The 11,507-nt window shown below is 55.9% G+C and carries 14 protein-coding genes; 10 read left to right on the top strand and 4 right to left on the bottom strand.

The window, feature by feature from the left end; translation table 11 throughout:
• Nucleotides 1-32 precede the first annotated feature (32 nt).
• From AC0TNG_RS22520 to tusE, 6 genes are all read left to right on the top strand, one after another.
• A complete protein-coding gene (locus AC0TNG_RS22520) occupies nucleotides 33-779 on the top strand; it encodes a fimbrial protein (protein WP_050597748.1) in 747 nt (248 codons plus the stop codon).
• A gap of 75 nt (nucleotides 780-854) precedes the next feature.
• The gene (locus tag AC0TNG_RS22515) at nucleotides 855-1,361 is read left to right on the top strand and encodes a CS1 type fimbrial major subunit (RefSeq protein WP_021240847.1); all 507 of its coding nucleotides are present in this window, start codon (nucleotides 855-857) and stop codon (nucleotides 1,359-1,361) included.
• 72 nt (nucleotides 1,362-1,433) lie between these two features.
• On the top strand, nucleotides 1,434-4,151 hold the full coding sequence (locus tag AC0TNG_RS22510) for a TcfC E-set like domain-containing protein (protein WP_473713119.1): 2,718 nt from the start codon (nucleotides 1,434-1,436) through the stop codon (nucleotides 4,149-4,151).
• Between the two features lies 1 nt (nucleotide 4,152).
• Nucleotides 4,153-5,310, top strand: coding sequence for a CfaE/CblD family pilus tip adhesin (locus tag AC0TNG_RS22505; protein ID WP_417927173.1), 1,158 nt, complete (start codon nucleotides 4,153-4,155; stop codon nucleotides 5,308-5,310).
• A gap of 10 nt (nucleotides 5,311-5,320) precedes the next feature.
• Nucleotides 5,321-5,872, top strand: a complete 552-nt coding sequence (locus AC0TNG_RS22500; RefSeq protein ID WP_023617861.1) for a LuxR C-terminal-related transcriptional regulator — start codon at nucleotides 5,321-5,323, stop codon at nucleotides 5,870-5,872.
• A 68-nt stretch (nucleotides 5,873-5,940) separates the two neighbouring features.
• The gene (gene tusE / locus AC0TNG_RS22495; protein ID WP_008499913.1) at nucleotides 5,941-6,270 is read left to right on the top strand and encodes a sulfurtransferase TusE; all 330 of its coding nucleotides are present in this window, start codon (nucleotides 5,941-5,943) and stop codon (nucleotides 6,268-6,270) included.
• On the opposite strand, the gene yccX is transcribed toward tusE, so the two are convergent.
• From yccX to AC0TNG_RS22480, 3 genes are read right to left on the bottom strand one after another with little or no spacing between them, the layout of a single operon-like run.
• The gene (yccX, locus tag AC0TNG_RS22490) at nucleotides 6,267-6,548 is read right to left on the bottom strand and encodes an acylphosphatase (protein WP_024907755.1); all 282 of its coding nucleotides are present in this window, start codon (nucleotides 6,546-6,548) and stop codon (nucleotides 6,267-6,269) included. The genes tusE and yccX overlap by 4 nt on opposite strands.
• Nucleotides 6,549-6,559: 11 nt before the next feature.
• Nucleotides 6,560-7,348 carry an AraC family transcriptional regulator gene (locus AC0TNG_RS22485; RefSeq protein ID WP_024907756.1) on the bottom strand — a complete coding sequence of 263 codons (789 nt, stop codon included), beginning with the start codon at nucleotides 7,346-7,348 and terminating at the stop codon, nucleotides 6,560-6,562.
• A 10-nt stretch (nucleotides 7,349-7,358) separates the two neighbouring features.
• Nucleotides 7,359-7,916 (bottom strand): kinase inhibitor, encoded by a 558-nt coding sequence (locus tag AC0TNG_RS22480; protein WP_473713118.1) that lies wholly within the window; start codon nucleotides 7,914-7,916, stop codon nucleotides 7,359-7,361.
• 174 nt (nucleotides 7,917-8,090) lie between these two features.
• Here AC0TNG_RS22480 and rlmI point away from each other — a divergent pair, with 174 nt between their 5' ends.
• Nucleotides 8,091-9,281: a 23S rRNA (cytosine(1962)-C(5))-methyltransferase RlmI gene (gene rlmI, locus AC0TNG_RS22475; RefSeq protein WP_248163791.1), complete on the top strand. Its 1,191-nt coding sequence runs from the start codon at nucleotides 8,091-8,093 to the stop codon at nucleotides 9,279-9,281.
• Between the two features lie 60 nt (nucleotides 9,282-9,341).
• Nucleotides 9,342-9,659 (top strand): heat shock protein HspQ, encoded by a 318-nt coding sequence (gene hspQ / locus AC0TNG_RS22470; RefSeq protein ID WP_008499919.1) that lies wholly within the window; start codon nucleotides 9,342-9,344, stop codon nucleotides 9,657-9,659.
• 37 nt (nucleotides 9,660-9,696) lie between these two features.
• Here the strand turns inward: hspQ and AC0TNG_RS22465 are convergent, their stop codons facing one another.
• Complete coding sequence (locus AC0TNG_RS22465; RefSeq protein ID WP_008499920.1) at nucleotides 9,697-10,110, bottom strand: CoA-binding protein; 414 nt, start codon at nucleotides 10,108-10,110, stop codon at nucleotides 9,697-9,699.
• A gap of 173 nt (nucleotides 10,111-10,283) precedes the next feature.
• Between AC0TNG_RS22465 and csgI the strand changes: the two genes are divergently transcribed.
• Nucleotides 10,284-10,946 (top strand): curli synthesis inhibitor, encoded by a 663-nt coding sequence (gene csgI / locus AC0TNG_RS22460; RefSeq protein ID WP_061715624.1) that lies wholly within the window; start codon nucleotides 10,284-10,286, stop codon nucleotides 10,944-10,946.
• An 80-nt stretch (nucleotides 10,947-11,026) separates the two neighbouring features.
• Nucleotides 11,027-11,485 carry a methylglyoxal synthase gene (gene mgsA / locus AC0TNG_RS22455; protein ID WP_024907760.1) on the top strand — a complete coding sequence of 153 codons (459 nt, stop codon included), beginning with the start codon at nucleotides 11,027-11,029 and terminating at the stop codon, nucleotides 11,483-11,485.
• The last annotated feature ends 22 nt before the right edge of the window (nucleotides 11,486-11,507 follow it).

Raw genomic sequence — 11,507 nt, 5'->3', positions numbered from 1 at the left:
GCAATAAACCACTCAGTAACCAGAGCAGACAGATGTTGAAATTAAAATTTGTAAAGAAAAGGCCCTATGCTTTTTACGCCATTGTACTCTCACTGTCTTTTTTCTCACAAATTTCAGTGGCTAATATGAGCGTGTACCCGATGGAACTTAATGTAGATAGCTCCGGAACGGCGCAAATAACAGTGGCGTCGAAGAGCGATGATATTCAGTTCATTCGGGTGAAGCAAAAGAAAATTCTTAATCCCGGCACAGCCCAGGAAAAAGAGATTGATGTGGCCTCGTGGAAAGAAGGTGGCGTGGTTGTCACGCCGGAAAAATTCGCCCTTGCGGCAGGCGCAATGCGCGTGGTTCGCCTGGTATCGCTTACGCCCCCGGAAAAAGAGACGACCTGGCGCGTCTATTTTGAAGGGGTCAAGCAGCCTGACAGCATTATTCCGGGCAAGGCCGAAAGCCCTGCTGCGATGGCAAGACTGGGCGTCAATGTGATCTGGGGCGCCCTGATCCATCTCGCACCGGAAAAAAGCGTGGTTTCGCTGTCGATTGACCCTCAGAGGGGAACGTTAAAAAACAACGGCACGTTGCGCGTGCCGCTGAGAGAGATCGGTATTTGTGATGCGGATTCGTCGTGCAGATGGATTAAAGAAGACGCGACGATTTATCCGGATACCGAACGGAAATTAAAAACGCTCGCGAAGGCACAAGGCCAGAAATATAAATTCCGCTACTTCAACTGGCTGAATAAAACCGCTGAAGAAGCTGATTTACCCGTCGTGCAATAACACGACGTTACCGTAAAGACCCCAAAGGGTTTGTTTAAAGAGCCAGGGTGCTCATTTGTAAATATGGAGATATCAATGCGTAAGTATTTTAAACCTCTCATGATTGTTGCAGCGATGACCACGTCCGTTAGCGCGCTGGCGATTCAAAAAGATATTACCGTCAACGCCAGCGTTGATTCACAGCTGGATATGACCCAGGCTGATAACACGCCGCTGCCGGCAAGCATCGATATGCAGTACCTGCCTGGCCGTGGCCTGGAAAGCTACCGCCTGAATACCAAGGTGTGGTCTAACTCCGCGACCAGCAACGTAAAAGTCCGTCTGGTTAGCGCCGCGAAGCTGGCGAATGCCGACGGTGCTGAGACCATCCCAATGACGGTGAAGCTGGGCGATAAAACCCTCTCTACCGCAGATGTTGAATACACCGGTACAGAACTGTTCCCGGGGAGCATTGAAAACGGTTCTGCGGTACTGCCGCTGACCATTTCCCAGACCACCAAAGGCATTCTGAAAACCGGTCAGTACAGCGGCGTTGTCAGCCTGATGCTGACGCAGGCGACGACCACGGAAGGCGGTGCGTAACACCACAGCACCTAAGGAATAACGTCAGAGGGTGCTCACCCTCTGACGTCAGGATGATGTCGAGGCTCGTTCATGGCGTTTCACAGAAATACCCTCCTCTTTGTTGCTTTGTTACCCGCTTCCATCCAACTCGCCTGCGCAGGGATGGCCGTCCCGCCAGGTTTTGAAGACCTGGCGAAGACGCAGCGCCTGTGGACAGAGGTGAACCTCTACGGCGAGGCGCTGGGCCTTTTTGAAACGGATATCACGCTTGAAACGGTCAGCTTTGTCGCACCTGAAACCGTGGTAGCGGCCATCAAACGCCGGTTTAATGACGACCCATCCCTCGTTGCCACCGTGTCTGCCGCGCTGGCCGTTCCGCTTGCCCGTAACGGCAACCTGGCCTGCAGCAGCAACGGCTCCGCAACGGGCTGTGATTACATCAATACCGACCGCGCGGCCATTATTTATGACGAGAATAACGCCCGCATTAACCTGTTCCTGGACAAGAAATTTCTGCCTAAGCAGACGGCAGAGAATCAATGGTATCAGCCCACTCAGGGCACCGAAAATGCGCTGATCCATCAGCAGAACATTAACTTCGTTGCCGACAGGGATTATCAGTCGGCAACCGTGCAGGGCAACGGCGCGCTGGCGCTCACCCAGGACGGCTATGTAAATCTCGACTGGACCTGGCTGGGACAGCGTTCACGGCACCAGCAGCAGCAGGAGGTCACCGTCAACAACGCCTGGTTCCGCCAGGATATCCTGCGTCAGTACTATGTCCAGTTAGGTGAGATGGATACCCGCGATCTGTTCAGTAACGCTGGCGGAAATATCAACCTCAGCCAGCTGCCGCTGGGCAAAATTCGTGGCCTGCGCACGGGTTCAACACGGGTATGGATGAACCCGGTTCAGCAGTCGAAGGGAACCCCTGTTACCGTGCTGCTTTCCCATGACGCGCGTATCGATGCCCGCCGGGGAAATCATCTGCTGGCGAGCTTTTATCTGAATGCCGGGGCGCAAACCCTGGACACGCGTTCGTTCCCGGACGGGAGCTACACCGTGACGCTCTCCATCTATGAAAATAACCGGCTGACGCGCACCGAGCAGGTGCCGTTTACCCGAACCGGCATTACGCCATTCGACCGCGTCGAGTGGTTCCTGCAGGCGGGCGAAACCGATAATAGCGATCAAAACGAAGAACGCCGCGCGGTTGCGCAGGCGGGCGTTCGTCTGCCCGTCACCCCCACGCTGGCGCTGACCAGCGGGGCAACGTTCAAGAAAAACCAGCGTTTTCTGGAAAACGCGATCGACTGGAGCCGGGGCTTCAACGCGGGCCCGATCGATGGCGTGCTGAGTACCCGGTTTAGCTACCTCTACGGCAGCGAAGGCCAGCGCGGCAATATTCAGCAAATCAGCTACAACGACGGTTTTTCTTTGAGCGTCTATCGCAACGCGTTATCCGCTGAAAACTGCAACACCCAAAGCGCGGGATTTGATGCCGTGAACGGCTGTTATCGCACCCTCTCGGTGATGTTCTCCGTCCCGGTCGGCGCCTGGTATGCAAGCCTGGGGTATTCGGATAACCGCAACGAAGGCCGGTACGTTTCACGCCGGGAGCTGCCGGACAGTGACGATCGCCACGATGCGGGTCTGCCGTGGGAATCGGTCTATATGACCCGCTCGCGCACGCGGGCCTGGCAGGCTGGCCTGAGCAATGCCTTCAGCACCCATGGCCTGAACATTAACAGCAGCATTAACCTGTTTATGCGTAACGATGACGCCCGCGACGGCAGGGATAAAGGCGGCTACCTGAGCGTGAGCCTGTCCATGGCGCATAACCGTCAGGGTGATGCCTCAAGCTACACCTCTCTGGGCGCGACATGGCAGCACCAGCAGCGTGAAAAAAACCAGCTGAGCTACAGCGTGGCGCATAACTGGTATGCCGATGCCCGCGGTGAAAATGAGTATGGCCTCAGCGCGTCGGGCATTAACAGCGACTCGCTGAATACCTCAGCCTATACGCGCCAGGGCGGGCGATATGGCAACGGAAGCCTGACGGTCAGCGACGCCTGGGATCGTCAGGACCGCCGCCATACGCTGAGCAGCAGCGGCAACTACAGCTCAACGCTCGCGCTGTCCCGTTCTGGCCTGTGGCTGGGCCGCTGGAGCGACGGTCGCCCTGCTTCCGCCGTCGCGGTGAACGTGGCGACGCCGGAAGATGCTCAGGCTTCGCGCGTCGCCGTGTCGCTGGATAATAGCGGGAGCGCAGACATTCCGGGCAATAGCCGCGCCCTCTTCGCGGTACCGGGCTATCAGCAGACGACGTTGACGATTAACGAATCGCTGGACGTTTCCCGGGGAGCCAGCAGTGAAATCACGCAAGGGTCAGGCAGCAGAACGCTGTTTATGGTGCCAGGCAAACTGCTGCGCCGGGACGTGCAAACGACCGCAAGCTACACCTGGCTTGGCCAGTTAACCGACGAGCACCATTCGCCGTTTATCGGCGGCGTGCCGCTGAACGTGAACGGCTGGAGCGACCTTGGCAACGGCGGGTTTAGCGCCCAAAGCGACGCCCTGCTGCATAACCTCTACCTGGTGCGTCAGCAGCAATTTTATCAGTGCGCGCTGAGCGTGAAGAGTATGCGCGACGTCGTGCGTTACGTCGGTTCGATTCCCTGTAAGGAATTAACCTTCTCCGCTCTGCCGGATGCAGTCCAGCAGCAGGCGCAGCTGATGCTGGCCGGACGGTCGGTCCCTGCTGGCCCGACAGCCATGAATACCGATAGCCTCACTAAAGGGAAATGATGTGATTAAACGCCTCTTTATTTTACTGTTATTAAGCCTGTGGGCCGGCCAGACGCTGGCGGGCGCCCCCGCGGGACGAAACTCCAGCGTTGGGATCAGCTTCGATCGTATGGCACCGCCTGCGCGTTTTGACATCTGGTTTCATGAATCGGGTGGTTATGACCCCGCCGATCCTCAAAAGTGGGGACGTAACACCCTGACCTGTGAGTCCCGGACTGACACCACGAACGGCGCCTGCATGAACGCCCCGGTCTGGTGGACGAGTAACCCGGCCGCACCCTATGCCATCAATTTACGTTTTACGCATGCCCTCACCAGCAAGACGGTGGATATCAAGGTGTATGGCGATCATTACATATTTATCAAAAACATAGTGTTTACCTCTGCCAGCTTCGTAGCAAGGGGATCGGACACAATCGCTGACTGGAACAGAGAGCCTTATTTCGATTTCTATATCGTAAAAAGCGAACTGGATAAGCTCGCCCTGCCGGGGATCTGGACCGCCACGCTGAAGCAAAACCTGCGCCAATGGGATAGCGCCGACTGCGGCGGAAACTGGGGTGACGTGAATGTCGGATGTCCGGGTTATCTCACCATCGCCAAATGGCAGGCCAATATTCGCATTGAGGTGGTCGATCCGGGTAATCAGCAGATCTATCTGCCGGCCTTTCCGCACTCCACGCCTATCGTTAACCTCAACCTGACCAACTTCCCGGGGCGCCCCGGGGGGAGCGAGATCCAGGGGGAAAACACGCTGGATATGTGCCTGTACGACGGCAAAAACAGTACCAGCACCCGCGCCTATCTTCGCTTTGAGGACGACGGACTGACGTCAGCGGACCGTGCCGAAGGCGCATTTTCTATCCGGCGGCGCGGCGGTAGCCAGACCGATGCGCGGGACCGTCTCGATTATCGGGTCTCCGTCACCAACCCAATCACAGGCGCAACCGAAACGGTCGCGAACGGTAAAACCGTGGTCTGGCAGGGCACTAACGATCCGCAGTATCTGCGTCAGGTCGTGCTGCCCGGCGGACGCGAGAGCGTACTGTGCATTCCTGCGCCGATTATCCTGAAAACGCCTGCATTTGCTGCCAGCAGCAAAAACGCAGGCGACTATACCGGCACGCTGCGCGTTATCTATACGCCCAGCACGTTATAACGAGGTCACCGTGAGTTACGCCATTCTCGACAATAATCGATTTTACGCCGAAGGGTTGCGCTATGCGCTGCTGCGTCGGGGCGTCCAGCCAGAGGTCATAAGCGATACCGTACAATGGCAGCCAACGCTGCTTACCCGCCGCGTGGTGGTCGTCCGCTGCCGTTTTTCCGTGGCGGCGACGCATCAGGCGCTGATCAACATTTTGCTCAGGCTTGAAGCCGCCCGCTGGAAAGGCAGCCTTTATCTGGTCTGTAACGAAAAGGGGTGGGCGCTGGCGACGCATTTACGCAAGCGTTTCGGTACGCTAACGCTTTATATCATCGACGACAGGATCGCCGTTGCCGATGCGGCGTATTTACTGGCAAAAGAGCCGCGTCGCGTTCGAAGCCTGGACTGTTGCCTGACCGTTCCTGAATTCAACGTGCTCGATCTGATGCTGACCGGGTTGCCGGTCCGCCACATTGCCATCGTGACGCACATGTCGGAGAAACAGGTTTCAACCCATAAATGTAACGCGCTGAAGAAGCTCAATGCCAACAACCTGCTTCAGTTGCTCCTGTAGGTCACGGTTTATCCTGAGCCCGCTTTTTTGCTACACTGTCGCTGATTTTTTACCTACGACAGAAGATTATGTTCATTTTTGCAGGCCAGGAAATTGAGACCGATAGCGAAGGCTATCTGAAAGATACGACGCTCTGGAGCGAACCGCTGGCGGAGAAAATTGCGGAAAACGAAGGGATTACCCTCTCCCCCGAACACTGGGAGGTGGTGCGTTTTGTCCGCGAGTTTTACCTTGAATTCAACACCTCTCCGGCCATCCGCATGCTGGTCAAGGCGATGGCCAATAAGTTCGGTGAAGAGAAAGGCAACAGCCGCTATCTCTATCGTCTGTTCCCGAAAGGCCCGGCAAAACAGGCCACCAAAATTGCCGGCCTGCCAAAACCGGTGAAGTGCATTTAGTAGCGAATACCGAAGTTCATATATTCCCGCCCGGGCTGATGCGGTTCTGTTAAGACCTTATCAACCCGTGCGCTACGCGGCCCACCCGCTTTCAGCCACGCCACCAGCTTGTCGACCTGCTCCGCTTCGCCGCAGGCGACCACCTCAACGCTGCCGTCGTCCATGTTTCGCGCGTATCCCGTTAGCCCAAGCTGAACGGCCTCGCGCTGGGTGCTGTAGCGGAACCCCACGCCCTGAACAACGCCGTGAACCCAGGCAATGGTGCAGACTTTAGACATTTTTCTTCTCCTTAACGTAGCGTTTTCGGCAAACAGCCGTAGTGTTGCCGGAAACGGGCGGTGAAACGAGAGCTGGAAAGATACCCACATTGTAATGCGATTTCGCCAATTGGTAATCGGGTTGACTGTAGCTGTGACAAAGCAACGGCCATCCTCACCTCCTCCACAATCTGGCGAAAACTCTGTGACTCCTCGCGTAACCGCCTGCGCAGCGTCGGTACGCTTAAGGCCAGACGGCTGGCGACGTCCTGCGCGCTCCAGGCTCTGGCGGGCGACAGCATAATGAACTGCCGCACCTGCTCGGTCAGGTTACTGTTTCGCTCAATAAGCAGCGGACCTGCCACGCCGTCATGCAGCAAGGCCAGCAACAGACCGAAGGCCTGATGCTTTTGTAGCGCCTCCGGTAAATCCTGACGCACGGCGTGCAGCAGGTTATCCCACATAAACGCCAGCCCCTCGCTCAGCGGCGCGCAGAGCGAATGCAACGTCGTGCGCGGCCAGGATTTCAGGTAATGCGCTTTAAACTCGGCAACGATCTCCGGAGATAACATGAGCAAGTCCGATCGAAACATGCCGTTCGCGGGCTGATTGATAATCTCCATCACCGTATTGGCAGGGATAATGATGAGTTGATCCCGTGTCGCCTCCAGGCGGTTATCGTCCTGAACAATCACCTTACTGCCGTGAGTGATATGACAAATAGCCGGAAAGAAGAGTTTAACCTGGTGCAGGCGATGCATTTTGCTGGCAGTCACTTCACCCGCAGTAAGATGTTTATGTCGAAAATGGAACTCCTGCACCCTGTCATCCTTATCTGCTGTAGGTTGCTGTTAACTGAGCCTTTGCCAGAGTGTGACTATTGATCATAAAACCGACCAGCGCGCCGCTGGCATTTTTGTCGACGGGCAGTGTATCCACGTCCAGCGCCCAGACTGTAACCTGATAGCGATGAGGTTTATCCCCGGCGGGTGGACATGCGCCGCCGAATCCAGAATAGCCGAAATCATTGCGCCCCTGCACCACGCCGGCAGGTAATTTCTCGCCGTTCGGGTTACCGGCATCAGCGGGCAGCGTCATTGTATTCGCCGGTATATTGGCTACGGTCCAGTGCCACCAGCCACTGCCGGTGGGCGCATCAGGGTCATAGACCGTAACGGCAAAACTTTTTGTACCGGCGGGCGGATTTTTCCATGCCAGCTGGGGAGAGGTATTCCCACCATGGCAGCCAAATCCCTCAAATACCTGCTGCTGCGCCAACCGCCGATCGCCGGAAATATCCTGGCTGGTGATGCCAAAAGGCGTTGCCGCGAAAACCTGAAAACTTATCGCCGCCAGAGCGGCTATTGTGATGACACTGCGCTTTTTCATGGGTGCTTCCTCTGCTGAACTGGAGGCCCTACTGTAAAGCCTGCTGCAATGCCGTAATGTGCCTAAGCGATTCGATTTTGTGCCGAAACGCTCAACGGCATCCGCAGATGATTGCGCCTTGCTGAATGTGGTAATCTACGCGCCATTTCCCTGAAATCGACAGAACAGCAAATTATGAGTGTACGTTTAGTGTTAGCCAAAGGGCGCGAGAAATCATTACTGCGCCGTCATCCCTGGGTCTTTTCCGGCGCGGTTGCCCGTATGGAAGGCAAAGCCAGCCTCGGTGAAACCATTGATATCGTTGACCATCAGGGGAAATGGTTAGCGCGAGGCGCTTACTCGCCAGCGTCCCAAATCCGCGCGCGCGTCTGGACCTTCGATAAAGACGAAACCATCGACATCGACTTCTTCGTGCATCGTCTGCAGCAGGCGCAGCAGTGGCGTGAGTGGCTGGCAAAACGCGACGGGCTGGACAGCTACCGCCTGATTGCTGGTGAGTCCGACGGTCTGCCGGGCGTGACCATCGATCGTTTCGGTAACTTCCTGGTGCTGCAGCTCCTGAGCGCCGGAGCGGAATACCAGCGTGCCGCGCTGATTAGCGCGCTGCAAACGCTGTTCCCACAGTGCGCCATTTACGACCGCAGCGATGTGGCGGTGCGCAAAAAAGAGGGCATGGAGCTGACGCAGGGTCCGGTCACGGGTGAACTGCCGCCTGCCCTGCTGCCGATTGAAGAGCACGGCATGAAGCTGCTGGTGGATATTCAGGGCGGGCACAAAACCGGTTACTACCTCGACCAGCGCGACAGCCGTCTGGCTACGCGTCAGTACGTTGCCGACAAACGCGTGCTGAACTGCTTCTCCTATACCGGCGGTTTTGCCGTTTCGGCACTGATGGGCGGCTGTGCCCAGGTGGTGAGCGTGGACACCTCACAGGAAGCGCTCGACGTGGCAAAACAGAACGTCGAGCTGAATAAGCTGGATCTGAGCAAAGCGGAGTTTGTACGCGATGACGTGTTCAAGCTGCTGCGTAAATATCGCGATCAGGGCGAAAAGTTCGACGTTATCGTGATGGATCCGCCAAAGTTTGTGGAAAACAAAAGCCAGCTGATGGGCGCGTGCCGTGGATATAAAGATATCAACATGCTGGCTATCCAGCTGCTGAACCCGGGCGGGATTCTCCTCACCTTCTCTTGCTCAGGCCTGATGACCACAGATTTATTTCAGAAAATCATCGCCGATGCCGCAATAGATGCTGGCCGTGATGTACAATTTATAGAGCAGTTCCGTCAGGCAGCCGATCACCCCGTGATTGCTACCTACCCGGAAGGACTGTATCTGAAAGGGTTTGCCTGTCGCGTCATGTAACTTGAAAAGAGAAATATTGCCCGCACATAACGTGTAAGTCGTATTTCCCGGGAGGTGACTATGATTGCCAGCAAATTCGGTATCGGCCAGCAGGTCCGCCACACTTTGCTCGGGTATTTGGGTGTGGTCGTGGATATCGACCCGGAGTATTCCCTTGATGAACCGTCAGCAGACGAGCTGGCGGTGAATGCAGAGCTTCGCGCCGCGCCCTGGTACCATGTGGTGATGGAAGGTGATGATGGACAGCCCGTTCACACCTATCTTGCTGAAGCGCAGCTGAGCAGCGAGCTGCAGGAAGAGCATCCGGAGCAACCCACTATGGATGAACTTGCTCAGACTATCCGCAAACAGTTACAGGCTCCGCGCCTGCGGAACTAAGCGTGTAAAAAAAGCCCGATGAACGGGCTTTTTTTTATTATTTCGCCAGCCCCAGACGGGGGATGTCGATCGCCGGACAGCGATCCATGACGACGTTTAACCCCGCATCCCGCGCCAGCACCGCAGCCTGCTCGTTAATCACGCCCAGCTGCATCCACAGCGTTTTCGCCCCGACGGCGATAGCGTCCTGCGCCACTTCCCACGCCGCCTCGGAATTACGAAAGACGTCGACCATATCAATTTTTTCCGGCACGTCAGCGAGCGTGGCGTAACCCTGCTGGCCCAGTAAGGTTTTCCCCGCCACTTTTGGCGAGACCGGGATGACGTGGTAGCCCTGATCGAGAAGGTATTTCATCACCCGATAGCTTGGACGATCGGGTTTATCGCTCGCGCCCACCAGCGCAATGGTACGCGTGGATGTCAGAATCTCGGCAATATCGTTCTCTTTCATGGTTTTTCTCCTGGCTTTTTTAAAAGTGTACGCCAAACCGCACATCTCAACCATCCATCCCATACCGACGCATGAGGGCAAAACGGCGAAATATGTCTATATGTTAGTAAACATGATTCTCGAAAAATTTAGATACATTAATGCGGCGACAGGATTTCTGACGGGAGCCTTCTATGAAAACCGGTATTGCCACTGCTCTGATTGCGTTAGTGATGCCGGTCTGCGTTTTTGCGACCACGCTCCGGCTCTCTACCGATATTGATCTCCTGGTACTGGACGGAAAAAAGGTTTCCAGTTCGTTATTGCGCGGTGCGGACAGCATCGAGCTGGATAACGGGCCGCATCAGCTGGTATTCCGGGTGGAAAAATCGATCGGTCTGGCGAATCACGAGCAAAGGATGTATATCTCCCCGCCGCTGATCGTCAGCTTTAATACCCGGCAAATCAGTCAGGTCAACATTACCCTGCCTCGTATTGAAACGGAGAAAGAATCGGCGGCCTTCGACGCATCTCCCCGCATTGAACTGCTGGACGGAGATGCGATGCCGATTCCGGTGAAGCTGGATATTCTGGCGCTGACGACCTCACCAAAAGGTCCGGATTACGAGGCCGCGACCCAGACCTATAACAAAGCGGGTAAACGCGCGTCGCTTCCTCAGTTTGCCACCATGATGGCTGACGACAGTACGCTGCTTTCCGGCGTCTCTGAACTGGACGTCATTCCTCCCCAGTCACAGACCCTGACGGAACAGCGCCTAAAATTCTGGTTCCAGCAGGCCGATCCCGACACGCGGGCCCGGTTTTTACAGTGGGCAAAACAACAACCTTCATCATAAGCCACATTTTTTACGCCTTTCTCTTGCAGCGTCAGACGGTTCCCGTCATCGTGTAGGCAGTTAACCTGATGGATATGATTATGGAACTGACAACACGCACGCTACCTGAACGCAAACACATTGCGCTGGTGGCGCACGATCACTGTAAACAAATGCTGCTTAACTGGGTTCGCCGCCATCAGTCTTCGCTGGAAAAGCACGATCTGTCGGCGACCGGTACTACCGGTAACCTGATCCAGCGCGAAACGGGTCTGCAGGTGAATGCCATGCTGAGCGGCCCGATGGGCGGCGATCAGCAGGTCGGCGCGCAGATCTCCGAAGGGAAGATTGATGTGCTGATCTTCTTCTGGGACCCGCTGAACGCGGTTCCGCACGACCCGGATGTCAAAGCCCTGCTGCGTCTGGCGACGGTGTGGAATATTCCGGTGGCGACAAACCTGTCGACGGCGGATTTCATCATCGAATCGCCGCAGTTTAATTCGCCGGTTGATATCCTCATTCCGGACTATCAGCGTTATCTTTCCGACAGATTGAAGTAGCTTTTTTGCCGGGTGGCGGCTA

It is taken from the genome of Enterobacter sp. PL_is514 (assembly GCF_055816715.1).
This window is presented reverse-complemented; position numbering and strand designations above follow the sequence as displayed.

Coding starts and splice junctions, on each gene's coding strand:
- AC0TNG_RS22520 (WP_050597748.1), top strand. CDS start 33: ATGTTGAAATTAAAATTTGTAAAGAAAAGGCCCTATGCTTTTTACGCC.
- AC0TNG_RS22515 (WP_021240847.1), top strand. CDS start 855: ATGCGTAAGTATTTTAAACCTCTCATGATTGTTGCAGCGATGACCACG.
- AC0TNG_RS22510 (WP_473713119.1), top strand. CDS start 1,434: ATGGCGTTTCACAGAAATACCCTCCTCTTTGTTGCTTTGTTACCCGCT.
- tusE (WP_008499913.1), top strand. CDS start 5,941: ATGTTCATTTTTGCAGGCCAGGAAATTGAGACCGATAGCGAAGGCTAT.
- yccX (WP_024907755.1), bottom strand. CDS start 6,548: ATGTCTAAAGTCTGCACCATTGCCTGGGTTCACGGCGTTGTTCAGGGC.
- AC0TNG_RS22480 (WP_473713118.1), bottom strand. CDS start 7,916: ATGAAAAAGCGCAGTGTCATCACAATAGCCGCTCTGGCGGCGATAAGT.
- rlmI (WP_248163791.1), top strand. CDS start 8,091: ATGAGTGTACGTTTAGTGTTAGCCAAAGGGCGCGAGAAATCATTACTG.
- hspQ (WP_008499919.1), top strand. CDS start 9,342: ATGATTGCCAGCAAATTCGGTATCGGCCAGCAGGTCCGCCACACTTTG.
- AC0TNG_RS22465 (WP_008499920.1), bottom strand. CDS start 10,110: ATGAAAGAGAACGATATTGCCGAGATTCTGACATCCACGCGTACCATT.
- csgI (WP_061715624.1), top strand. CDS start 10,284: ATGAAAACCGGTATTGCCACTGCTCTGATTGCGTTAGTGATGCCGGTC.
- mgsA (WP_024907760.1), top strand. CDS start 11,027: ATGGAACTGACAACACGCACGCTACCTGAACGCAAACACATTGCGCTG.